The organism is Myxococcaceae bacterium JPH2 (genome assembly GCA_016458225.1).
Classification (GTDB): Bacteria; Myxococcota; Myxococcia; order Myxococcales; family Myxococcaceae; genus Citreicoccus.
Window position 1 is genome coordinate 653,559 of record JAEMGR010000001.1, and the last position, 23,190, is coordinate 676,748.

The following is a 23,190-nucleotide window of genomic DNA, read 5'->3' on the forward strand; positions in this document are numbered from 1 at the left end:
CGACCATGGCTTCCGTTGCCAACGAATCGCGTCAGGAAGAGCACAACATGCAGGGGCACCATGGCGCCGGCCGTTACGTCGCCATCTGGCTCATCCTGTCCGTGTTGACGGTGGTCACGGTCCTCACGGGCCGCATGCACCTGCCCAGCTTCGGCCTCTTGCTGGCGCTCGTCATCGCCAGCGTGAAGGGCACGCTGGTGGCGCTGTACTTCATGCACCTGTCCGAGCACCGAGGCGCCAACCGCCTGGTGTTTGGCGTGTCCATCTTCTTCGTGGTGCTGCTCATCAGCTTCGTGCTGATGGACTTCGGCACCCGCTTCCGGCTGGCCAACCCGCCGGGCTCCCAGTACAGCGACCTGCAGGCCGTGGACATCGGCGCCAACAAGGCCGAGGGCCGCTTCGGGGGGAACACCCACGAGAAGCAGGACCACGAGAAGCACGAGTAGGACTCGCCTTCTCCTCGCAGTTCCCGCGCGGCGCCTGGGTCTCCCCGGCGCCGCGCTTCATTTTGCGGCGACCGCGGAGGGACTACAGGGCCACGGAGAGGTTGAACGACAGGGCCGTGTCCGTGGACACCTTGCCCGCGGGCGGCTCGCTGTCGCTCTTCACGAGGAAGCCCACGCCCAACGAGAGGGACTGGGTGAGCTTGGCGCTGAGCTGCGTCTGGCTGCTGAGCAGCACGCGCGAGTCGCCGATGACACTCAGCAGGACCTCCACGTCCTCCTGGAAGATGATGTCCTGCGACAGGCCGTAGCGCAGCAGGGCTCCGAAGCGCGGGCCGCCCAGGTCCACGTCCGGCAGGTCCATCCGCGTGGGGTAGTACTGGAAGCGCGTCTCGCGCGCGTAGCGGAAGGCGATATCGGTGCGCAGCGTGGAGTCACGCCCGTCCGCCGTCTTCCCATCCCACCAGAGGATGCTTCCTCCGCCTTCGCCGAAGGGACGCGACTCCACGCTCTTCACGTGGTCCGTGTCCGCGCCGGCCAGCAGGTAGCCGCTGAGGAGCTGGGTGAAGCGCCGGTCACCGCGCAGCTCCAGGCCGGCGTTGAGCGCCACCACCTGGGACTCCATCACCTCTCCCCCCTGCACCTCGGGCGGACGGCTGCGGCCGTAGGCGCCGTAGCCCTTGACCGAGTAGATCCAGTGCTCCGTCTTGCGCTGCGCGCTGGCCAGTCCGCTGAACGTCAGCGTGGACGCGTTGCCCGTCAGCGAGATGAGGCCCAGGCCGATGGAGACATCCCACTGCCCCGACTTGGGCGACGTCACCTCGTTGGCCTTCGCGGTCTCCACCGGAGGCGGCGGCGTGGTGGCGGTGCCCTGGTTCTTGGCGGCGGCCTCGGCGAGGCGCTCCATCGCCTCGGCGAGACGGGCGCTGGCCTCGGCGGACTTCTCGGCGGCGGCGGCGGCGCGCTCGGCGGCGACCGCGGCGCGCTCGGCGGCCGAGGCATCCGCGCTCGAGGCCGCGGGGGCCGAGGACTGGGCCACGACGGCGCGCGCGGCCTTGTCATCACGCGCGGGCTCCTTCGGCGCGGGAGCGGGGGTCTGGGCCTGTAGCGATGTGGCGAGCAACAGTGCGGCGGAAAGCATGGTGACTCCGTGAAGGCAGTGAGTGGAGGAAGTGGTGGGAGGACTGGCGAGCGCAAGCCCCCTCGCCCGAGGAGTCTTTCTTAGCGCAACGCAGCCAGCATCGGTCCCCTCCTTTTGGCGGACCGCGCGACCTGCTGCGCCCCGGCATGTCCACGGGTACCCTGGGCCCCATGCACCTGGTCCTCGCCACCGAAGCGCAGAAGACACAGCGCGACGCTGTCACCCACGCCGCCTGGGGCTCACCTCTCACCGTCGCGCAGTTCCAGGGACGCGAGCTGCGGCTGCGCTCCCACCCCTGGTGCCGCGCGGGCATGAAGACCTGGCTGTGGGTGGCGGACGACGGCGCCGTGCTCAGCTCGTGTGAGTCCTTCTCCAATCACAGCCAACTGCGCGCCTCGGACGGCTCGCGCGAGGCGGGTGAGAGCTTCTCCATCGCGAGCGTCTATACGGAGCCCCACCTGCGCGGCCATGGACACGCCACGCGGATGATGGACGCGGTGGCCCACGAGCTGGGGCGACTGGCTCCGCGCGCGCACGCCGCGGTCCTCTTCTCCGACGTGGGCGCCCCGCTCTACCGCCGCTCCGGCTACGTGGAGTCAGCCGCTTGGGATTGGACGGCGCCGTCGGAGGGCGCCTCGGCTGGACGCGCGGAGCGGCTGGGTGAGCACGACGTGCCCTCGGCGCTGGCGCGGCTGCGCGCCCCGGACGCGCCCTTCTTCCTCTGGCCCAGCGCTGGGCAGCTCGACTGGCATCTGGAGCGGGAGCGCATCTACGCGGCGCTGCTCGAGCGGCCCCGCCCGGAGGCGTGCGGCGCGGTGGTGGGCGACTCCACGGCGCTGTGGTGCATGATGGCCCGCTACGGCGAGCTGGTGCTGCTGATGCTGGACGCGCGCTCGCCCGCCGACGCCGAGGCGCTCCTCACCGAGGCCCGCCGCGTGGCGCATGCGGCCCGACTGCCTCGCGTGGTGGTGTGGGAGGAGCCGGGCACCGCCGAGGTGCTCGCCGCCGTGGCCGGACGGGTGGGGCTCACCCGCTCGGCCCGCGATGGCTCCCTGCCCATGCTGCGGCCCCTGCACGCCCGCCTTCCCGCCGTGGAGACCGTTCCCTTCTCGCGCGCCCTCTGGGTGTGACGACGGGTAGGATGCGCGCATGGCCAAGCGGACCCGCATCATCGAGGGCACCTGGAACTGCACGTCCTGCGATGCGAAGAAGATTCTCGCGCGTCACAAGCGCTGCCCCTCTTGCAAGAACCCTCGCGAGCTGACGGGCAAGGAGTCCGAGTTCGACTTCGGCGACGTGGACCACGCCTCCGGGAAGTTCCTGCGCGAGGGTGTCACGGACGAGAAGGCCCTGGACCTGGCGGGCGCGGGAGCCGACTGGTTCTGCTCCTTCTGCGAGGCCTCCAACCGCGGTGACGGCAAGCAGTGCTCGCACTGCGGCGCCGAGCGCGACTCGGATGCCAAGGAGGCCCAGGCCGACCCCGACGAGGACGAGAAGCCGTCCGAGGAGGCCCCGGCACCTCGGCGCTTCAGCCGCAAGACGATGTTCCTCGTCGTGGGTGCCCTCTTCTCCTGCTGCTTCGGCTCGTGCCTCTTCTCGCAGTGGGCCCGCGCGACGCACGAAGAAGACGCCGAGGTGGCGCGGAGCACGTGGCAGCAGGTCATCATCCGCGAGCGCTTCACGCCCACCACCCGAGAGGACTGGCAGGGCAACCTGCGCCTCACGGCCGCGGTGATGCCCGTCAATGGCACGGGCGAGGTGCCGGGCGTCGCGGACATCCGCGCCTGCACTCGCAAGCAGCGCACGACCCGCCGGGTCGCCGACGGCACCGAGCGCGTGTGCTCGTCCAAGACGCGCCGGGTGGCATGCGGCACGGAGGAGAAGTGCACCCGCCGGAGCAAGGGCAACGGCTTCTCCGAAGAGGTCTGCCACGACGTGACGAAGTACTGCAGCGAGAGCTACCAGGACTGCCACGACGAGACGCGCTACCGCACCGAGCCTGTCATGGATATCGCGTGCACCTATGACACGCATGAGTGGACGCAGGTGGATCGCTCCGAGACGTCGGGCTCGACGGAGGAGCCGCGCTGGCCCGAGGTGACGCAAGGCCCGCTGGAGCGGCTGCGCCGCGAGGGCACCTACAGCGTCACGCTGCGCTACGCGCAAGGCAAGAAGGAGTACGAGCTCACGCCGAAGAGCGAGGCGGAGTACCTCCAGTGGCGCAAGGCCCCCGGAGCTCGCGTCACGGTGACGAACATGGGCAAGGCGCTCAGCGCGGTGCCTCGCTGAGGGCTACATGGAATGCACCCGCTGTGGCGCCTGCTGCGTGGCGCCAGACATCGCCGCGTTGGACAAGCCGCTGGGCCTGCGCTGCCCGCACCTCACCGAGGACAACCTCTGCTCCGTCTATGAGCGGCGCCCCCAGGTGTGCCGCGACTACGAGGCGGACGAGGTGTGCCAGCGCATCGAGGCCCCCACGTTGGAAGAGCGCGTGCGCAAGTACCTGGACCTCTTCGGGCTCTCGGAGGAGGCAGACGCCGTGAAACAGGGCGGCTGCGCCTCCATGCGCGCGGCTCGGAAGCTTCGCCCAGGCGACGCCTGAGTGAACGCGAGCGCCCTGCTGGCTTGTGCCCCGCTGGCGCGGGCGCTATCTGACGCGAGGTGAGCTTCGAGCCGACCGAGCCCTTCGTCCCCGCGTCCGGATTGAGCAACACGCACGCGCAGACCATCTACGCGTCGCTCGTGCGCCCCACCCACGTGCCACCTCTGCGGCGTGAGCGGCGCGAGCTGCCCGACGGCGACTTCGTGGACCTGGACACCTTCGACGGGGCTCGCGGCGCGCCCCACGTGGTGGTGCTGCACGGGCTGGAGGGCTCGTCCCGAGCGGGCTACGTCACCGAGGTGCTGCGAGGCGCCGCGAAGCGCGGCTGGGGCGCCACCGCCCTCAACTTCCGCTCGTGCAGCGGCGAGCCCAACCGGCTGGCGCGCTCGTATCACTCCGGCGAGATTGGGGATGCGCTGACCATCATCCAGGACGCCCGCACGCGTGCCACGGGGCCGCTGCTCGCGGTGGCCTTCTCGCTGGGCGCCAACGTGCTGTGCCGGCTGTTGGAGGAGCTGGGGGATGACTCGCCGGTGGACGCGGCCACGGCCATCAGCGCGCCGTACGACCTGGACGCGTGCTGCCGCAAGCTCGATGGCGGCGGGCCCTTCCATCTGATTTATCGCCAGCGGTTCCTCAACACGCTGAAGGTCAAGGCGCGCGACAAGCTGCGGCGCTTCCCCGGCGCCTTCGATGGTCGAGCCATGGAGGCCGCGCGCACCATCCGCGGCTTCGATGATGCCGTCACCTCGGTGCTGCACGGCTTCCGCGACGCGGCCCACTACTACGCCGAGGCGTCATCGGGCCCTCGGCTGCACGCCATCCGACGGCCCACGCTGCTGCTCAGCGCCGAGGATGACCCCATGCTCGAGTCCCCCGTGATTCCGCTCCAGGCCCGGGACAATCCGCACCTGAGCGTGGCGCTGACGCGGACGGGCGGGCACGTGGGTTTCGTCGGCGGCAGCCCGTGGCGCCCCCGCTTCTGGGCGGAGGCCCAGGCGTTCGCCTTCTTCGAGTCCCAGCTCGGACTCGCCGCCTCGGCGTAGCCGCGCTCAGAAGAAGAAGAGCGCGAAGCCCAGCTTCGCCGAGGGGCGCAGCTCGATGAGCCCCCAGGGTTTCTCCTCCGCTGGAGACACCGCGTGGCGGAACGGCTCATCCAGCCCCGCGAGGCCTCGGGATTGGAGCTGCACGCAGCTGACGCCTCCTCGCACGAAGAAGGTGAGCCGGCGCGAGGCGTGCAGCTCGAAGCCCACGAGCGCGCTGGCGTACGTGTAGCCCACGCCTTCCATGGACGAGGAGGGCGGCTGGGTCCGGTCCTCCAACCGTCGCGACAAGGCTTGCGCATCGGCTGGCTGTGCGTGCCCTGCCTCCAGGGTCAGCGAGGGCGACAGGTTGCCTCGCAGCGGCAGCAGCGTGAGGCCCGCGCGGGCCGCGCCTCGCAGGCCGTTGTGCGCGGCCCCCAGATGAAGCTGGAGATGCGGCGAGGGACGGAACGCCACCGAGAAGCCAGCGCCTCCTGGCATGCCCGCGTCCAACATCAATCCGAATGGAGACAACCGCTCCGGGTCCTGCGGAGAGCGCCCGGGCTCTCGATTTTGCGACTGCAGTCCTTGTCCCGCGAGGACCATCACCACCGTGGCGAGCACGGACACCGGCCCCATGAGCCCATCCCCCCGTCCATGGCGTCACGCAAGGCGTGACGCTCCCCCCTCCCCCATCCCCGAGGACGCACCGGACTCCCCAACCCCACCGCCATCAGAGCCCGGCGCCGCTCCCCGCCCGCGCTACCGCGTCGCTCCCGCCCATCCCCCGCACAGCGAGCCCCTACTGCCCCGCCCAACCTCGCTGCACCGCCCTGCCCCACCCGACCTCACCGCGCCTGCCCCGCCCAACTTCGCCGCACGCAGCTGACCTGCCCGCCCTCGTCGCCACCCGACCTGCCTGCCCTCGCTGCTTGCGGCTGCGCTGCTCGCTCTCGCTCCCGAGAGCGGCACCGCATGACTTGGGTCCTAGCAGCCGCCATGCCGTTCTCTTCGGCTGAGAAGCGCTCCACTTTCCAGGGGGTTGCACTGTCTGGCGGCGCGTCCTGTGCCCCATTTCTTGAGCGTCCGGAAAAAAGTCCTGCCCCTCCAGGTGACCGTCTTAACGTCTGGCGCGTCCGTTGAGGGGAGGATGGAGAAACCCGTGCGCCTGCTCGCGACCGTTGCCGTGCTGCTCCTGTCCGCTTGCTCGCGGTCAATGGAAGGCCCTCAACCCACGCTGCGGGGCGTCATCAATCCCCTGCAACGAGCCGAGACACCCGCACGTGTCTGCAATGCCCAGGGCGGCCCACATGGCTGGCCCATCGAGCTGGTGGGAACGCGCTTCATGCCCGTGCCTCGCGACGCGCTCACCGACTCGCCCGCGGTGGAGCTGCCCGAGGTCACCCTGCGCGGGCCCGCCGTCCTCACGCTGGACAGCGCGTGGATCCACATCGACAGCCCTGAGCTCCTGCGCGTGGACCTTCCCACCCGAGACACATCACCCGCGCAGGAGCTGCCCCCGGGCCTCTACGCCGTGGACGTGGTGAACCCGCTGGGCGGCGCCGCATCGCTGGACGAAGCGCTGCGCGTGGTGCCCCCGCCCACGGTGACGCGCGTCACAGCGCCTCAAGGCTTCACGCGCGCCACGGGCGGACCGCTCGTCATCGAGGGCACGGACTTCCAGCCCGGCGCCCCACCCACCGTGGTCCTTCGCCGCGCGGGAGCGCCCGACGTGCCCGTCGCGGTCTCGGGAACGCCCTCCACCACGCGACTGGACGCGCAGGTCCCTCCGGAAACATCGGAAGGCGTCCACGACCTCGTCCTCACTCGCGCGGAGGGCTGCGCCGTTACCCTGGCCCGGGCTGTCGACGTCGCCTATGCGCACATCGGGCCGCTCAACAGCCGCGCGTCGGCGCCCGAGTCCGAGGCTGCGCCATGAGCGCGTTGGGCTGGCTGCTCGTCGCCGCGCTCGCGGCCTCTCCCCGGACTCCGAAGCGCACTCCCGAGGAGAGCGCGTCCAGCTTCGCCTTCCTCGCGCCCAAGGTGGGCCTCTTCAAGTCCACCACGCGGCTGTCGGGCGATCTCTTCATGGGCCTGGAAGTCGGCTACCTCCTGCCCGTGCTCCAGCGCCGGCTCGCCCTGGTGGCGGAGGTCAACTACCACCGGCCCGAGCACACCGGCACGCTGGACGATCCACGCCTCTCCGCTTCGAGCGACCACCGCTACACGCTGGCCGAGCGCGAGGTGGGGCTCCTCGTGTCCGCCGTCTTCCGCTTCGATGAAGCGTGGGGTCCCATCACGCCCTACGTGGGCGCGGGCCCGGGGCTGTACCTGCACCGCGCCACGGTGGAGGTCCTCGGAGAGACGGCCTCGGAGAGTGGCGGACGCTGGGGCCTGCAGTTGCTCGGTGGCGCGGAGGTGACGGTGGGCCCCGGTGGCCTCTTCGTGGAGACTCAGTACCACCTCGCCCCGCTGCACTTCCTCACCACCGGCGATGTGAACGTCGGTGGATTCCTCGCGGCCAGCCTGGGCTACCGCATTCGTCTGTGAAGGCGCTCAGGCCTTCCCCACGGGCGGCTTCAGCGCACCGAGGAGCGCCTGCGCGCAGACGTCGCTGACCGCGCGCTTGAGGGAAACGAGCATCAGGTGCAAAGCCTCGGCGGAGTCGCCGGGTGCGTCGATGACTCGCTCCTCACGGCCGTCGAAGACGCGCAGGCGCCCGGGGATCAGCGCGATGACAGGCAACGTCGGGTGTCGCTTGCGCAGCAGTCCGAGGAACAGCGCGGGGTCCTCATCCGGCCGACGCACGTCCACCACGACGAGCGCGGGGCGCTGCGCCGAGATGGCCGTGAGGGCGTCATCCACGTCGCCCGTCGCACGGACGGTCAGGTGGGTGTCCGCGAGGATGCGGCTCAACAACTCGCGCGAGGCCGTGTGGCCGCTGACGATGAGCAGGTTCACGTCAGCCCTTCCAGACCGCGATGGCGGCCCCCACGAAAGCCACCACCGAGCCGACGATGCGCGCGGCGGTAGCGGGACGGTTCTCCACGAGCGCGTCCCAGCAGAGCCCGGCGACGAGCTGCGCGGCGATGAGCAGCAGCACGGACTGCACCGCGCCCAGGCGGCTGATGGCCAGCGGCATGCCCGCGACGATGACGACGCCGCACAGCCCCGGCAACACGTGCCACGGGGTGAGGCTCCCGAAGCGCGTGAGCACCGAGCCGCCCCCCGGCAACACGCCCGGGGCCCAACGCAGCACCGCGTACACCGAGAACGTGGCCACGAGCGCGACCGTCATGTTGAGCAGGGCCGCGCTCCACAGGCCCCACTGGCCCGCGAACCGACGATTGAGACCGCCCTGCGTCACCACGGCGAGGCCGCAGAGCAGGGGGACAAGCGGTATCCAACGCATGCCCGGCTGCTATCGCGAACGGCCCCGCCGCCGCAAGACGGCCCGCGTCCCGGGGAACGGTGGCGGCCCGGAAGACAACCAGATACTTCCCCCCTGTCCCCATGACTCCCGCCTCCGCCGGGCCCCCGCCCACCGAACTCCACTTCGACTGTGGCACCCTGGTGGCTCCGACGCTGCCGGAGGACTCGCGCCTGCGCGCCCTCTTCCAGAGCGACCCGCGCACGGGCGTCCACCGCGCCCCCGCCTGGCACTACCGCGAGGTGGTGCTGCGCCTGCGCGAGCGAGGCCTCCCCTACGAAGACAAGGCGCGGCGCTTCGAGCCGCTCGACCTGGCCCTGACCACGCCGATTACCCCCTTCCCCCACCAGCGCGCGGCCCTCGAGGCCTGGACGAAGGCGGGCGGCCGAGGCCTGGTGGAGCTGCCCACGGGCGCGGGCAAGACACTGCTCGCGGTGCTGGCCATCGCCTGGGCGAAGCGGCCTACCCTGGTGGTCGTGCCCACCCTGGACCTGATGGCGCAATGGCAGGGTGTGCTGGCGCGGCACTTCGCGGTGCCGGTGGGCATGGTGGGAGGCGGCGTCACGGACCGGCAGCCGTTGACCGTCACGACGTACGACTCGGCGGCGCTCCAGATGGAGTTCACCGGCAACCGCTACGGCCTGCTCGTCTGCGACGAGTGCCATCACCTGCCCGCGCCTCGCTACCGCTTCATCGCCGAGGGCGCGCTGGCGCCGTTCCGCTTGGGCCTCACCGCCACGCTGGCCCGAGCCGACGGCGGCGAGCGCGTCTGCGAGGAGCTGCTCGGGCCCCTCGTGCACCACACCGGCATCCAAGAGCTGCAGGGCCAGTACCTGGCGCCCTACGAGGTGCGACGCATCGAGGTGGAGCTGACGCCGGAGGAGAAGACGCGCCACGACGAGGCCCGCGCGCGCTACCTGGCGTTCGTGCGGAAGCTGAGCGTGCCCTTGGCCTCACCGGATGGCTGGGCCCGCTTCCTCGCGCAGAGCCAGCGCAGCGACGAAGGCCGCGCGGCCTACCAGGGCTACCGCGAGCAGCGCCGCATCGCGCTCACCTCCAGCGGCAAGCTGCACGCGCTGTGGCGCATCCTGGTGGAGCACCGCGAGGACCGCGTGCTCGTCTTCACCGACGACAACGAGACCGTCTACACGCTCGCGCACCGACTGCTGCTGCCCGCGCTCACGCACCAGACGCCCATCCCCGAGCGCAAGGCGCTCCTGGCCGCCTTCGCCAAGGGCGAGCTGCCCGTGCTGCTCACCTCGCGCGTGCTCAACGAGGGCGTGGACGTGCCCGAGGCGCGCGTGGGCGTGGTGCTCAGCGGCAGCGGCAGCGTGCGCGAGCACGTGCAGCGCCTGGGGCGCATCCTGCGCAAGCAGCCCGGGAAGCGCGCCCTCTTGTACGAGGTGTGCACCGCGCAGACCGCGGAGAGCGGCATCAGCGAGCGGCGGCGCCAGCACAGCGCCTACCAGGAGGGTGGCGAGTGCTGACGCGCGAACTCCTGAACTTCCGCACGAAAGAGGGCGTGCTGCGCCCCACGTTCGTGAAGCGCGACGACGCGGCGCTGCTCGCCTTGGCCGCGGAGCTGCTCGCGGACCTCGAGGCCGCGAAGGGCCACCCTCGCGACGAGGTCGAGGAGGCCCTGGCGCTGAAGGCCGGCGCCTTCTCGCGCCCCAAGGTGGCGCGGGGCCTGGTGAAGCTGCTGCTCGACCGCGTCCTCTTCGATGAAGCCGAAGCCGGCGTGGCCGAGACGCGCTGGAGCCACCTGCACACCGCCGTGCAGGTGCTGCGCGCGCTGCCGCCCGACGCGACGCTGGAGACGTATGACGCCCGGCTGGAGTCCGCGCTGGGCACGCCGCTCGGCGCCGTGCGCGAGACGCTCTACGTGGACCTCCCTGGCAGCCGCGCGCTCCTGGGCTGGGACGGCGAGCGCCTGTCCGCGCAGGAGCTGGTGGACCGCTACAACCTCGCGCTCGCACAGGGCCCGCTGATGGGCGCGCGCCGCCTCACCTTGCGCGCGTTCGCTCCGGAGCTGCTGCGGGTGCGCAAGCTGCTGCGCTGGCTGAAGTTCTGCCGGCTGGTGGCGGAGGTGCGGCGCGTGGGCGACGACTGGACCCTGGAGGTCGAAGGCCCGGGCGCCATGCTCGCGCTCCAGAAGAAGTACGGCCTGCAGCTCGCGAGCTTCCTGTCCGTGGTGCCCGTGCTGGCGCACTGGGAGCTGACCGCCGTGGTGGACGACGCACGTCGGCGCGCCACGCTCGCGCTGAGCGACAAGGATCCGCTGCACTCGCCCCTGCCCGCCGCGCTGGGCCACGTGCCGCCCGAGGTGGCCTCGCTGGCCTCGGCCTTCGAGGACGCGGACTGGGAGCTGGACCTCACGCCGCTGCCGCGCCACATGGGCGCCGCGGGCTTGTGCGTGCCGGACCTCACGCTCCGACACCGCACGAGCGGACGCGAGGTGGCGCTGGAGCTGTTCCATGCGTGGCACGCGGCGCCGCTCGACCGACGGCTGGAGGAGCTGCGCTCGCGTCCGGACGCGGGGCTCCTGCTCGGCGTGGATCGCGCGTTGGCGCGCGACGAGGGGCGGAAGGAGACGCTCGAGGCCCACCCTCAAGTGCTGCTCTTCAACGGCTTCCCCTCGGCGAGGAAGCTGCGCGAGCGGCTCGCCCTGCTGGAGCCGGCTCGCGGGAAGTGACGGGCGCGCTCAGCCCTTCGGTTTGAACTGCGAGGCAAGCACGCTGAGGATGCGGATGGAGCCGCGGTCCAGCTGCTTCGCGCGGCGCAGCAGGCGGCGCAGCTCGGCGGACTCCCCGATGTCGGACGGAGGCTCGGCGGCCCACTTCACGTCCTGCGACGGCTTGAGGCCCAGCGCCTCGTCGGCGGAGATGGACAGCACCACGCACAGCCGGCGGAAGGTCTGGATGCTCGGGAGCATGTGGCCACGCTCCAGTCGCCCGTAGACTTCACTCGCGATTCCGATGCGCTCCGCGACATCCGCCTGGGTCAGGTTCAGGCGGCTCCGAGCGCTACGCGCTGCTCCTCCAAGTCGGGTTGCGAGGGTCTTTTCCATGGTCGTTAACCTACCGGGTTCGCCCATGTCGATATGACTTGAGAGGTTGGCATCCAAGAACTTCCGGGGTAGTCTTGAAGCGGTCCAACCCCTTGCGTTACGCCGTCCGAACCCACCCTCGCGCATGGCCTCGCACGACCTCAATCGCCCTCGGTTTCTCTTCGTCGAAGCGGATCCACGCGCGCTCGCGGCGCTGCGCCGACTGGTGCGCGAGCTTCCCGGACCCCAGCTCTTCGCGGACTGCGCGCGGCAGGCGTGCGCCCTCGTGAAGGAGCGGGCGCCTCGGGTGGTGGTGAGCGGCTACGGCCTGCCGGATGGTGACGGGCTGGCGCTGCTGGAGTGCGTGCGCGCGAGGGACCCACGCACCGCCTGCGCGCTGCACACCGCGCAGCCGCCCGCGCGCCTGCGGGAGTCGCGGGGCATCGCCTGGATGGATCGCGCCGCCCCGCCCCGGCAGGTGCTCGCGCTGCTGGATGCCCTGGCCGCCGATGGGCCGAGCGGCTCGACGTGACACGTCATCCCTGACCCAGGGACGCGACAGGTGCGCCACAGCGCCATGCCGGTGAGCGAGGCCCGCGTTAAGGTGCGTGCTTGCGCCATGAAGCTCTACGCCATCAGCGACCTGCACTTGCGTCACGCCGACAACCGCGCGGCCCTGGAAGCGCTGTCCCCGCACCCGGAGGATTGGCTCATCGTCGCGGGTGACGTGGGCGAGACGCTCGCGGACATGGACTACATGCTGCGCACCCTCACCCCGCGCTTCGCGCGACTCGTGTGGGTGCCCGGCAACCATGAGCTGTGGAGCATGCCCACGGAGAAGCCCGCGCTGCGCGGCGAGGCGCGCTACCTCCGGCTGGTGGACCTGTGCCACCAGCACGGCGCGCTCACCCCGGAAGACCCCTACCCGCGCTGGCCCGGTGAGGGGACCCACCGCGTCCTCGTCCCCATGTTCCTGGGCTACGACTACACGTTCCGCCCCGAGCACGTCGCCGCGGACAAGGCGCTCGAGTGGGCCTGGGAGGAGGACCTGATGTGCACCGATGAGGTGCTCTTGCATCCGGACCCCTACCCCAGTCGGCAGGCCTGGTGCGCGGCGCGCGTGGAGCAGACGCGCGCCCGGCTGGAGCAGCTGCCTGCGGACGCCACCACCATCCTCATCAACCACTACCCGCTGCGCTACGAGCACGTGCGGCTGCCTCGCATCCCCCGCTTCTCCATCTGGTGCGGCACCCGCCTCACCGAGGACTGGCACACCCGCTACCGCGCCGAGGCCGTCGTCAGCGGGCACCTGCACATGCCCGCGACCTTGTGGCGCGACGGCGTGCGCTTCGAGGAGGTGTCACTCGGCTACCCGATGCAGTGGCGCCACCGAGGCCAGGTGGACCGGTGTCTGCGCGAGGTCCTCCCCGGCCCCGCATCCCCCGCCCGGTAGTGGACCCGGGAGGTTGACGACCGACATGGGTGGGCATCTTCTGCCCCCATGCCCGATTCCCCTTCTCTCCCCGCTGACCCACCTCGCGCGAAAACCGAGGCCGGCCCAGTAGACACATCCGAGCGGCTCACGCTGCTGGACGCCCTGCGCGGCTTCGCGTTGTGCGGCGTCTTCGTCTCCAACTGCTTCGGCTGGTTCAGCGGCCGCGCGCTCCTGTCCCGCGAGCAGGCGCTGGCGCTGTCGGCGCCGCTCGGGGAGACCGTGGTGGCCTCGCTCTACCAGTTCTTCGTGAACCAGAAGTTCGTCACGATTTTCTCCTTCCTCTTCGGGCTCGGGTTCTCCATCCAGCTCGCCCGGGCCGAGGCGCGCGGCGCCTCGCTGGTGCCGCTCTACGCGCGGCGGCTGACGGTGCTCCTCGCCATGGGGCTGGTGCACCTGTTCGGCCTGTGGATGGGCGACGTGCTCTCCACCTACGCGGTGGTGGGCTTCGCGCTGCTGCTGTTCCGCAGGCGCTCGAACAAGACGGTGCTCACCTGGGCCCTGGTGTTGATGGTGCTGATGACGCTGGTGGTGCCGCTCGCGCAGCGCTTCATCCCCATCCTGTCCGTGGGCGCCCAGGCGGCGCTGGAGGCGTCTCGGGCCGCGCAGGCGAAGGACCTCGCGCATCGCGCGGGCTTCCTGGCGGAGCTGGCCAGCGACTCCTTCCGAGCCACGCAGGCCGCGAACGCGCGCTTCGCGGCGAGCAACTTCCTGGGCCCGGTGCGGCTCGTGTGGATGGGCGTGGTGCTGGCGAACTTCCTGTTCGGCCTCCTGGCGGGGCGCCTGCGGGTGATGCAGGACGTGGCGGCGCACCGCGGCCTGCACCTGCGGCTCTTGCGCTGGGGATTGGGGGTGGGCGTGGTGTGCAACGGCGCCAGCGTGGTGATGATGCGCCTGCGCTCGCTGGGCATCATCGACCCGGACGTGGCGCACTGGACGGCCCTGGTCCCCTTCCTGATGGAGCTGGGCTTCCTGGGGCTCGCGTCGGCCTACGTGGCCAGCTTCGCGTTGCTGTTCCAGCGCGAGACCTGGCGCAAGGTGCTCGGGGTGCTGGCGCCCGTGGGCCGCATGGCGCTCACCAACTACCTGCTCCAGACGGTGATGGGGCTCGCCATCTATGACGGCTGGGGCCTGGGGCTCGTCGGGAAGACGCCGCCATCCTTGTGCGTGGCGCTCGCGCTGGGCGGCTTCGCGCTCCAGGTGCCCTTCAGCCACGCGTGGCTCCAGCGCTTCCGCTTTGGCCCGGCCGAGTGGCTGTGGCGCTCGCTCACGTATGGCCGCCCGCAGCCCATGCGCGTGACGGCGCCCCCCGAAGTGAGCGTGGCGACCTGAACCCCGGACGTACGAAGCCCCGGGCGCCGCGAGGAAGCGGACACCCGGGGCTCCTCGGCGCGGCTCACGCCGCGCCGGTCCAGCGGACTACTTCACCTTGTACGAGGCACCCAGGACCGTCTTGATGTAGCCGTTGACGGTGGTGTCCTTCAGGCTCTTCGCGCCGAAGACCTGGATGTAGTAGCGACCGGCGGGCGCGTCCTTCAGCATGACGCGCTCGGTGGCGCTCTCGCTGACGCTGCGGCCGTCGTACGAGCTCTGGTTCGGGGCCGAGCCGCGCTGCACGTACAGGTCGGCGTTGCCCTCGCCCTCGCCCAGGACCACGGACAGGGTGTTGGTGCCGGAGCCCGTCTTGAACTCGGGCATCTCGATGACGAACACCTGCGACGAGCCCGGCAGACCTTCCAGGTTCTCGATGCGCGTCTCGTTGCCGATGTTGATGTAGCCACCCTTCCAGGTCACGGTCAGCGTGGCGCCGGAGTAGGCGCTGAAGCCCACCAGCATCACGTACCACTCACCCTGGGCCGGAGCCGCGAAGGCGCAGGTCTCGTTGTTGCCGCTCTTGTACGGACGGCAGTCATACGAGGTCGTGGTCGGAGGCGTCCCGGCGCGAACGTAGAGGTCCGCGTCACCCGTGCCACCGGACAGCGTGAAGGTCAGGTCCGTGGCGCCCTCGGGCAGCGTGACGGAGAAGTACTGCTTCGCGCCGCGCGCACCGGAGAGGTCCGGCACCGGCACGTTCTTCTGCAGGACGACGTGCTCCGGAATCGTCACGGGCAGACCCACGCCCACGGCCTTCCAGGCGTTGCCGGCCTCGGTGGCGTCATAGCCGAGCTGCGTGGCCGCCTGCTCCGCGGCCGTCTTCGCGTTGGCGAAGGTGGAGTTGGGCAGCAGCAGGTCCACGTTCATCTTGTAGAAGATGCGCGCGGCCTTCTCGAAGCCCTGGCCCACGACAGCCTGCGTGGACTTGTTGCGCGGGTGCGTACCACCCTGCGACGTCAGGTAGAACGCCAGGTTGGAGAGACCCGAGCTGTAGTGCACGTCGACGCTGTCGTCGTAGTCGGCGTACCAGTCGAGCGAGTCCCCGTCCTGCGTGGGGTTGTTCATGTAGCGCAGGCCGTCACCCGGGATGGACGGAGTCCAGACGTCGTCGCCGACGATCCAGGTGTTCGCGTCAACCACCTTGCCCTTGCTGTACCACTCGCAGACCGCGCCGAAGATGTCGGACATGGACTCGTTGAGGCCGCCCGACTCGTTGTCGTACACGAGGTCCGACTCGGAGCTGGTGACAGCGTGGGTCAGCTCGTGCGCCGTCACGTCCAGCGAGTTGGCCAGGTTCGACGCGTTCACGCCGTCGCCGTCGCCGTACACCATCTGCACGTCATTCCAGTAGGCGTTGACGTAGTTGGTGCTGTAGTGCACCGAGCTGATGAGCGCGGCGCCCGCGTTGTCGTACGAGTCGCGGCCGAACAGGCTGTTGTAGCAGTTGTAGACGGTGCCCAGGTGGCCGTAGTTGTTGTTGACCACGGGGTCCGCCACCTCGGGCTGACCCTCGGAGCGCGCCAGCGTGCCGGGCAGGCTGGTGCCGTGCTTCAGGTCATACACGCGGCGAACGAGCGCCGAGTGGATGTGCGGGATGCGCTCGATGACGTCGCCGTTGAGGGCGTTGACGAGCACGGAGTCGTCGACCGGGGTCTTGTCCTCGAGCTCGCCCTTGACGCGAACCTCGTAGACGAGGAGCAGCCGGTCGCCGTCACGCCAGTAGACGAGCTTCGCGTCGTCCGCCTTGGCGTCACGAGGAGAGCTGCGGTCCAGCGTGGCCGCCGACACCGCGGCCTCGGCCGCGATGGTGGCCTTCTCCGGCGCGGCCAAGTCGCCACGCGCGTTGGTGTTGGCCGCGAAGACCTTGCCGTTGCGCGCGTGCAGACGCACCTCGGCGCCCTTCACCTCGGTGCCGTTCTTGCGGACGCCGTAGCGGAAGTGCGTGTCCCCGTCGAAGCCGACATAGGCCTTCTTCAGGTACAGGTCGTTCGTGTCCAGGTGGAACACGGGCGCGACGTTCGCGATCGTCGCGGTCAGCTGGGAGGCCTGGAGGGACTTGATGGCCTCGGCAGTCGCCGGCGCCGTGCCCAGGTCACCCGTGATGAAGCTGGGAACCGCGTCCTTGTCGGCGGCCACCACAGTCTGGCCTCCGGCGAGGAGAGCGGCGGAAGCCTTCTGCTCCTTGGCTTCCTGGTTCGCTGCAGGGGTGCTGTCGGTGCAAGCACCCGCCATCATGGACAGCGCGATGAAACCGAGCGCGCTGCGAACTCGCTTCTCGACCATTTAATCCTCCTAAGTGGAAAGATTAGGAAGAATAGTGTCACAAGGGAGCCCCAGATTTCAAGTCTATGCGAGATTTATGCTGTTTGCCTAATTATCATGACTCGATAAGGCAATCCAACTATCTGACTTAACTAGCTATTTCACACTTTAACGACCTCTCCAGTCTGGAACTTCAAAGAGGACTCTCTGGAGTGTCAGAAGTGAAGCAGCGTGGCCGGACGAGGGTCTCGGGGGTCCGGCATGGCTTCCGGCGGCGGCGGGGGTGGGCTAGGCACGAGTGCTGGAGGAGACACATGCGCGCACTACAACTGCAGCGGCTGGAGGGGCCGGACGGGCTGGCGATGGTGAACATTCCGGAGCCCGAGGCAGGGGACGGGGTGCTCATCGACGTGGTGGCCGCGGGCGCGAGCTTCCCGGATCTGCTCCTGACGCGGGGCCTGTACCAGATGCAGCCGCCGCTGCCGTTCGTGCCCGGGGTGGAGGTGGCGGGCGTGGTGCGCAGCGCGCCCGCCGGGGCCTCGGTGCGCCCGGGGGACCGGGTGATGGCGTTCACCTTCACGCTGGGCGGCTTCGCCGAGGTGGTGGCGGTGGCCCCCGAGATGACGTTCCGCATCCCCGAGCGCTGGAGCTTCGAGGCGGCGGCGGGCGTGGTGATGAACTACCACACGGCGCACTTCGCGCTGCACCGGCGCGGACGCTTGAAGGCGGGCGAGGTGGTGGTGGTGCATGGCGCCGCGGGCGGCGTGGGCACGGCCGCGGTGCAGGTGGCGCGAGGCGCCGGGGCCAAGGTGCTGGCGGTGGTGAGCGACGAGCGCAAGGCGGAGGTGGCCCAGCGCGCGGGCGCGCACGAGTCGCTCCTGTCCACCGGGGACTGGACTTCCCGGGTGCGCGAGCTGACGGATGGCCGGGGCGCGGACGTGGTGGTGGACCCGGTGGGCGGGGACATCTTCGACAAGAGCCTCAAGTGCCTGGCGCCCGAGGGCCGCCTGCTGGTGGTGGGCTTCGCCAGCGGACGCATCCCCGAGGTGACGACCAACCGGCTGCTCCTGCGCAACATCGACGTGGTGGGCGTGGCCTGGGGCGCGTTCCTCCTCCAGGACCCGGGCTTGACGGCGCGCATCGCGGGCGAGCTGGAGACCCTGGCCGCGCGCGGCATCCTGGAGCCCGTGGTGGGACAGGTGTACCCGCTGGAAGAAGGAGCCCAGGCCCTGCGGGACCTGGAGGCGCGGCGCGCCACCGGAAAGCTGGTGCTGCGCATCCGTTGAGGGTGAGACAGACTTCTGTCTCATGCCTCGCGCCGTCTCCCCCGCCCTCCCCCCGCCCGCTTCTCTCCCCCCCGAGGAGGCCCGGCGCTACCTGGTGGGGCACCTGGGGCTGGCCCGGCCCGCGTACCCCGCTGGGGCGCGGGGGGTGCGGGCGCTGCTCCAGGGGCTGCGGTGCATCCAGTTGGATCCGCTCGATGTCATCGGCACCAACGCGGACCTGGTGGCGCTCGCGCGCGTGGATGGCATCGCCCGGGGTGACGTGTACCGACACCTGCTGCCCGGACACGCCTTCGAGCACTTCGCCAAGGAGCGCTGTCTGCTGCCCGGCAGCGCCTTCCCATACTACCGCGAGCGGACGGCCCTGGCCCCGTGGCGACAGGCCGAGCGGGCCCGGCGCGTGCCCGAGGCCGTGCTCAAGGCGGTGCTGGAAGAGGTGCGCGCCCGCGGCCCCGCGAGCGCCGAGGAGCTGACCGACCACGGCCGAGTGGATCCGCTGGATTGGAATGGCTGGAAGGGAACGGGCCGCGCCACCACCATGGCGCTCGAGGTGCTCTGGGCGCGCTGCCAGGTCGTGGTGTGTGGCCGAGGCGCTTCCGGCAAGGTCTACGACGTACCGGACCGCGCGCTGCCGCGGGTGGCCGAGACAAAGCCCGCCGAGAGCTTCGAGCGCTGGGCCGTGTGCGAGCGCGTGGAAGCCGCGGGCCTGCTGTGCCGCGTGGCCGGGCCGCACTGGTCCGTGCTCTCCGACGTGCGCACCTCGCCCCTGCCGGATGCGTTGGTGCGCGAGGGCGTGCTGGAAGAGGTCGTGCTTCCGGGCTCACCTCGGCGCTTCCTGGCGCCGCGTGGCTTCCGCCAGCGCGAGGTCCCCGCGCTGGATGAGCGCATGCGGATCCTGGGTCCGTTGGATCCGCTGCTGTGGGACCGCACGCTGGTGCGACTCGCGTTCGGGTTCGACTACGTGTGGGAGGTCTACAAGCCCGCGGAGCGCCGCCAGTGGGGCTGGTACGTGTGCCCGCTGCTGTATCGCGGTGAGCTGGTGGGCCGCATCGAAGCGCGCGTGCGAGAAGACACGCTCCACGTGGAGAAGCTGTGGCGCGAGCCGAACGCGGCGTTCGATGACGCCGCGCTCGACGAGGCCCTCGCACGACACGCGCGGGCCTGCGGCGCCGAGCGCGTGCGACGTCCGCGCTCGCGGAACGCCCCCAGACGCGCGAGCTGACCGCGTCCCGGGCGCCCGCTGCTCCGAGCGCCCTTCCCGGAGCCCTTCAGGGAGACATGCGGGCGGTTCCTGGTGCGCCGCGGCACGCGACACACGAGCCCTCGCACGACCTTCCGGACACATCCGCGATGAAACACGTGCGCGCGCTCCCCCACATCCCTATCGGAAAAACACAGAACGACCGCAGCGCCGCGGCGTCGGAGGGACTTGTTGCTTCAAATACATACTCACACTGAAACGAAAACAAGAAAAACATGGATTAACCAGCGGGTGATGAAACGCCCAGGGGTGGAGTGAGACACCCAATTCTGGGAGAGGGGTCTCTCCAACGCCTCTCATGCGTCGCATGGGCTGACGGTCCGCCGATTGATTCATGCCTGCCATCTACTGGACAGTCATTGGCCCGGCCTCTCCCCAGCGCCTGGAATAGGAAATCCCATCATGTCCTCACCGCTCGTCCTGCGGCTTCCCGAGACTTCCCAAGTTGTTTTTGGACACACGGTGCTGAGCCAGCCGGAGTTGTTGCGGCGCGCGACGCTCATCGCCGAGCGGCTGCGTACGGACTTCGGCGTCGTGGCGGGAGACCGGGTGGGGTTGATGACCGTGCCAGGGCCAGACGTGGTGCCTGCCTTGCTCGGCATCTGGATGGCGGGGGCGGCCTACGTGCCGCTCGACCCCTTCCTCCCGGATGAGCGGTTGCTGCGCATCGTGCGCGACGCGGGCCTGCGAGGCATTGTCACGCAGCGCGAGCACCGCATCACCCTGGGCCTGCTGGAGAGCTGGTTGGGCGGGGCGCTGCCCTCGTTCGCGGTGGATGCGGAGGAGGAGTTCTCCCAGGCGCCCGCCCGCGCGCCCTCCGCGGACCTGGAGGTGCCGCCCGAGCGGCCCGCCTATCTCATCTACACCTCGGGCAGCACCGGCGAGCCCAAGGGCGTGGTCTGCACGTTCCGAGGCGTCCACAACCTCATCCAGGCCGCGCGCCCCATCATGGAGCTGGGCTCCGCGACACGTCATCTCCAGTTCGCGAGCATCAACTTCGACGCCTCGGTCTGGGAGCTGTTCCCCACCCTCTTCTGGGGTGGCACCGTGGTGCAGGGCAGCCGCGAGGAGCTGTTGCCTGGTCGCCGGCTGGCGCATGCGCTGCATCACCATCGGGTGACGCACGTGTGCTTGCCGCCCTCGGTGCTGGGGCAGCTCGGGCCGTTCGTGGACGCGCTGCCGGACCTCACCGACGTCATCATGGCGGGCGAGCGCTGCCCTCCGCCCCTGGCGGATCGCTGGCATGTCTCGGGGCGCCGCGTCTTCAACGCGTATGGCCCCACCGAGGCCACGGTGTGCGCGACGATGTACCGCGTGCGCGGAGACGAGGCGCCGGTGCCCATCGGGACCGCGCTGCCGGGCGTGCGCCTGCGCGTCATGGATGCCGAGGGCCAGGAGGTCGCCCCGGGCCAGACAGGGGAGCTGTGGATTGGAGGCGAGGGCGTGGCCGCGGGCTACCGCAACCAGCCGGAGAAGACGCGCGAGTCCTTCCCGCGCGATGCGGCGGGGGACGTCTGGTACCGGACGGGAGACGAGGTGGTGCACCGGGACGACGGCGAGCTCGTCTTCCTGGGGCGGATGGACCACCAGGTGAAGCTGCGCGGGTTCCGCATCGAGTTGGAGGCCATCGAGCAGGCGCTGTACGCCTTCCCTGGCGTCGCGCAGGCGGCCGTGAAGGTGTTCGAGGAGACGGACGCCCAAGGGCAGGTCTCCGGGGAGCTGGTCGCCTACTACGCCGCCCATGAGGGTGTCGCCGTGTCGCGAGACGCGCTGCGGGCGCAGGTGGCCGCGGTGCTGCCGGACTACATGGTGCCGCACCACTTCCAGCCGCTGCCGCGCCTGCCGCTGATGCCCAACCTGGGCAAGGTGGACCGGCAGGCGCTGCCGCCGCCTCGGGACTGGAAGCGCGCCGACGCGGCCCGCCCCCACAGCACCGCCAGCACACCGCTGGACCGACTGTGCCGCGTGTTCGAGCAGACGCTGCGCGCGGCGCCGGGCACCATCACCGAGTCCACTCACTTCTTCCATGCCGGCGGAGACTCGCTGGGCGTGGCGCGCGTGCTGGCGCGCGTGGAGGAGGAGTTCGGCGTCTCGCTGCCCTCGCGGCAGCTCTACTCCCACCCCACGCCGGCCGCGCTGCTGCCCTTCTGCGCCACGGACGGCGGCGCGCTCCCCGAGCCCGACTCCGTGCGAGACACGCTGCTGGCGGACGCGGCCTCCGTGCCGACGCTCCAGCTCCATGCGCGGCCTCCCCAGGATGCGCGCCCGCCGCGCGCGGTGCTGCTCACCGGGGCCACGGGCTTCCTGGGCATCCACCTGCTCGCGGCGCTGGCCTCGCGCGTGGAGCGCGTCTACTGCCTGGTGCGCGCCCGAGACACGGCGGAGGCCCAGGCCCGCGTGCGCGCCACGGCGGCCCGCTACGCCGTCACCCTGCCCTGGTGCGAGGACCGCATCCGCACGGTGCCGGGCGACATCACCCGCGAGTCCCTGGGCATGGAGCCGCTGCTGCATGACACGCTGGCGCGCGCCTGCGACGCGGTGGTGCACGCGGCGGCGAACATCAGCTACATCCTGCCGTACGCCGACGCGGGGAGGCCCAACGTCGCGGGCACGCAGAACGTGCTCGCCTTCACCGCCTACGGCCGGCTCAAGGCGCTGCACCACGTGTCCTCGCTCAGCGTGTACGGCGCGCTGGGCACCCTGCGAGACCGGCAGGTGGTGCCCGAGGACTTCGACCTCGACGAGTCCCTGGACCTGATGCGCTACGAGAACGGCTACACCCGCGCCAAGTGGGTGGCGGAGCGGCTCGTCACGGCCGCGCGCGCGGCGGGGATGCCGGTGAGCCTCTACCGTCCCGGCTTCATCGAGGGCCACAGCCGCACGGGCATCGGCAACGCGGATGACCTCCTGTGCCGGCTGCTGGTGGGCAACATCCAGATGGGCATCTACCCGGACTTCCCCCAGAAGTACTGGCTGCCCGTGCCAGTGGACTACGTGGCGACCGCCATGGCGCACCTCGTGGTGAATCAGCCACCGGGTGGCAATTACAACCTGGTGGCCGAGCGGAGCCAGGAGCCCTCGCACAACGAAATCTTCGAGATGCTCGGCGGCAAGGGGCACCCGCTGTTCCGCGTGCAGCCACACGCGTGGCTGCGAGAACTCACGCGCCTGGGGCCGGACAACGCGCTGTTCCCCCTGGTGGGGTTCATGCGAGAGAAGGTCTACCACGGCACGCGAACCCTGCTGGAGCTGCACTACCGCTCCCCCATCGCCGACACGACGAACACGCGCGCGGCGCTCGCGGGCAGCGGCATCCAGTGCCCGGATATCGACGAGGCCCTGCTGCGCCGCTACCGCACGCACCTGCTCCAGCGCCACCGCCACGCGGTCCGTGCAGCCTGAGACCGCGTCGTATTAGAAGGCCCCCGTATGCCGTCCACCTCGCCCCGACGTCGTGAGCCGCAGGCGCCACCGCGCACGTGGTGGCAACAGGCCCTGGACTTCCTGGAGCTGTCCAACCCCGAGGGCCTCAAGGGCTTTCTCCTCGTGGTGGGCCTGCTCGTCGTCGGGTTCGGGCCGCTCCTGCTGCTCGCGGTGTTGGACGTGAGCGGGCCCCTGCGCAAGGCGCTCGTCGCCCTGGGGCCCGTGTCCATCTGTCTGGGATTCGCGGGCCTCGTCCTGGTGTGTGGCTACCGGTACGGCGCGGCGCTCAAGTGGTCGCGCCGCCAGACGTGGGGGCTCGCCGCGCTGTTCGCGGGCCTGGGCGTGCTGGGCGGCCTGGGCCTGTGGTTCAGCGAGACCTGAAGAACAGCCGGCGCTCCTCTCCGACGCGGG

Annotated in this window: 22 protein-coding genes; 16 read left to right on the forward strand and 6 right to left on the reverse strand. The window is 70.6% G+C overall.

Translation table 11 applies throughout. The annotated features are described in order from the left end of the window. Positions 1-5: 5 nt before the first annotated feature. Positions 6-446 (forward strand): cytochrome C oxidase subunit IV family protein, encoded by a 441-nt coding sequence (locus JGU66_02775; GenBank protein MBJ6759671.1) that lies wholly within the window; start codon positions 6-8, stop codon positions 444-446. 82 nt (positions 447-528) lie between these two features. On the opposite strand, the gene JGU66_02780 is transcribed toward JGU66_02775, so the two are convergent. Then, positions 529-1,584 carry a DUF481 domain-containing protein gene (locus JGU66_02780; GenBank protein ID MBJ6759672.1) on the reverse strand — a complete coding sequence of 352 codons (1,056 nt, stop codon included), beginning with the start codon at positions 1,582-1,584 and terminating at the stop codon, positions 529-531. 170 nt (positions 1,585-1,754) lie between these two features. On the opposite strand from JGU66_02780, the gene JGU66_02785 reads away from it, so the two are divergent. The 4 genes from JGU66_02785 to JGU66_02800 are packed head-to-tail and all read left to right on the forward strand — an operon-like array spanning position 1,755 to position 5,232. Next, a complete protein-coding gene (locus JGU66_02785; protein ID MBJ6759673.1) occupies positions 1,755-2,714 on the forward strand; it encodes an N-acetyltransferase in 960 nt (319 codons plus the stop codon). A gap of 19 nt (positions 2,715-2,733) precedes the next feature. Further along, a complete protein-coding gene (locus JGU66_02790) occupies positions 2,734-3,873 on the forward strand; it encodes a hypothetical protein (GenBank protein ID MBJ6759674.1) in 1,140 nt (379 codons plus the stop codon). Positions 3,874-3,880: 7 nt separating this feature from the next. Beyond that, positions 3,881-4,186, forward strand: coding sequence for a YkgJ family cysteine cluster protein (locus JGU66_02795; GenBank protein MBJ6759675.1), 306 nt, complete (start codon positions 3,881-3,883; stop codon positions 4,184-4,186). A gap of 59 nt (positions 4,187-4,245) precedes the next feature. Then, a complete protein-coding gene (locus JGU66_02800; GenBank protein ID MBJ6759676.1) occupies positions 4,246-5,232 on the forward strand; it encodes a hydrolase in 987 nt (328 codons plus the stop codon). A 6-nt stretch (positions 5,233-5,238) separates the two neighbouring features. Here JGU66_02800 and JGU66_02805 read toward each other — a convergent pair whose 3' ends face one another. Then, complete coding sequence (locus tag JGU66_02805; GenBank protein ID MBJ6759677.1) at positions 5,239-5,847, reverse strand: hypothetical protein; 609 nt, start codon at positions 5,845-5,847, stop codon at positions 5,239-5,241. Between the two features lie 511 nt (positions 5,848-6,358). On the opposite strand from JGU66_02805, the gene JGU66_02810 reads away from it, so the two are divergent. Then, positions 6,359-7,147 (forward strand): hypothetical protein, encoded by a 789-nt coding sequence (locus JGU66_02810; GenBank protein ID MBJ6759678.1) that lies wholly within the window; start codon positions 6,359-6,361, stop codon positions 7,145-7,147. Continuing rightward, the gene (locus JGU66_02815) at positions 7,144-7,758 is read left to right on the forward strand and encodes an outer membrane beta-barrel protein (GenBank protein MBJ6759679.1); all 615 of its coding nucleotides are present in this window, start codon (positions 7,144-7,146) and stop codon (positions 7,756-7,758) included. The genes JGU66_02810 and JGU66_02815 overlap by 4 nt, the downstream gene beginning before the upstream one ends. A 6-nt stretch (positions 7,759-7,764) precedes the next feature. Here the strand turns inward: JGU66_02815 and JGU66_02820 are convergent, their stop codons facing one another. Further along, positions 7,765-8,169, reverse strand: a complete 405-nt coding sequence (locus JGU66_02820) for a response regulator (protein MBJ6759680.1) — start codon at positions 8,167-8,169, stop codon at positions 7,765-7,767. Between the two features lies 1 nt (position 8,170). Then, a complete protein-coding gene (locus JGU66_02825; protein ID MBJ6759681.1) occupies positions 8,171-8,620 on the reverse strand; it encodes a DMT family transporter in 450 nt (149 codons plus the stop codon). 101 nt (positions 8,621-8,721) lie between these two features. On the opposite strand from JGU66_02825, the gene JGU66_02830 reads away from it, so the two are divergent. Both JGU66_02830 and JGU66_02835 read left to right on the forward strand, forming a co-directional pair. Further along, on the forward strand, positions 8,722-10,125 hold the full coding sequence (locus tag JGU66_02830) for a DEAD/DEAH box helicase family protein (GenBank protein ID MBJ6759682.1): 1,404 nt from the start codon (positions 8,722-8,724) through the stop codon (positions 10,123-10,125). Further along, complete coding sequence (locus tag JGU66_02835; GenBank protein ID MBJ6759683.1) at positions 10,119-11,330, forward strand: DUF790 family protein; 1,212 nt, start codon at positions 10,119-10,121, stop codon at positions 11,328-11,330. Before JGU66_02830 ends, JGU66_02835 begins: the two co-directional genes overlap by 7 nt. 9 nt (positions 11,331-11,339) lie before the next feature. Here the strand turns inward: JGU66_02835 and JGU66_02840 are convergent, their stop codons facing one another. Next, positions 11,340-11,705 carry a helix-turn-helix domain-containing protein gene (locus tag JGU66_02840; protein ID MBJ6759684.1) on the reverse strand — a complete coding sequence of 122 codons (366 nt, stop codon included), beginning with the start codon at positions 11,703-11,705 and terminating at the stop codon, positions 11,340-11,342. Positions 11,706-11,751: 46 nt separating this feature from the next. On the opposite strand from JGU66_02840, the gene JGU66_02845 reads away from it, so the two are divergent. The 3 genes from JGU66_02845 (at position 11,752) to JGU66_02855 (ending at position 14,508) form a co-directional block, all read left to right on the forward strand. Then, positions 11,752-12,216, forward strand: a complete 465-nt coding sequence (locus JGU66_02845; GenBank protein ID MBJ6759685.1) for a response regulator — start codon at positions 11,752-11,754, stop codon at positions 12,214-12,216. Positions 12,217-12,303: 87 nt separating this feature from the next. Continuing rightward, the gene (locus JGU66_02850) at positions 12,304-13,137 is read left to right on the forward strand and encodes a metallophosphoesterase (protein ID MBJ6759686.1); all 834 of its coding nucleotides are present in this window, start codon (positions 12,304-12,306) and stop codon (positions 13,135-13,137) included. Positions 13,138-13,185: 48 nt separating this feature from the next. Beyond that, positions 13,186-14,508, forward strand: a complete 1,323-nt coding sequence (locus JGU66_02855) for a DUF418 domain-containing protein (GenBank protein MBJ6759687.1) — start codon at positions 13,186-13,188, stop codon at positions 14,506-14,508. Between the two features lie 87 nt (positions 14,509-14,595). Here JGU66_02855 and JGU66_02860 read toward each other — a convergent pair whose 3' ends face one another. Further along, positions 14,596-16,833, reverse strand: coding sequence for a M4 family metallopeptidase (locus JGU66_02860; GenBank protein MBJ6759688.1), 2,238 nt, complete (start codon positions 16,831-16,833; stop codon positions 14,596-14,598). Positions 16,834-17,126: 293 nt separating this feature from the next. On the opposite strand from JGU66_02860, the gene JGU66_02865 reads away from it, so the two are divergent. The 4 genes from JGU66_02865 to JGU66_02880 all read left to right on the forward strand — a co-directional run bounded on the left by JGU66_02865 (position 17,127) and on the right by JGU66_02880 (position 23,160). Next, on the forward strand, positions 17,127-18,098 hold the full coding sequence (locus JGU66_02865) for an NADPH:quinone oxidoreductase family protein (protein ID MBJ6759689.1): 972 nt from the start codon (positions 17,127-17,129) through the stop codon (positions 18,096-18,098). Between the two features lie 22 nt (positions 18,099-18,120). After that, positions 18,121-19,317, forward strand: coding sequence for an AlkZ family DNA glycosylase (locus tag JGU66_02870; protein MBJ6759690.1), 1,197 nt, complete (start codon positions 18,121-18,123; stop codon positions 19,315-19,317). A gap of 441 nt (positions 19,318-19,758) precedes the next feature. Then, positions 19,759-22,758 (forward strand): amino acid adenylation domain-containing protein, encoded by a 3,000-nt coding sequence (locus JGU66_02875; protein MBJ6759691.1) that lies wholly within the window; start codon positions 19,759-19,761, stop codon positions 22,756-22,758. Between the two features lie 102 nt (positions 22,759-22,860). Then, complete coding sequence (locus JGU66_02880) at positions 22,861-23,160, forward strand: hypothetical protein (GenBank protein ID MBJ6759692.1); 300 nt, start codon at positions 22,861-22,863, stop codon at positions 23,158-23,160. Positions 23,161-23,190: the final 30 nt, after the last annotated feature.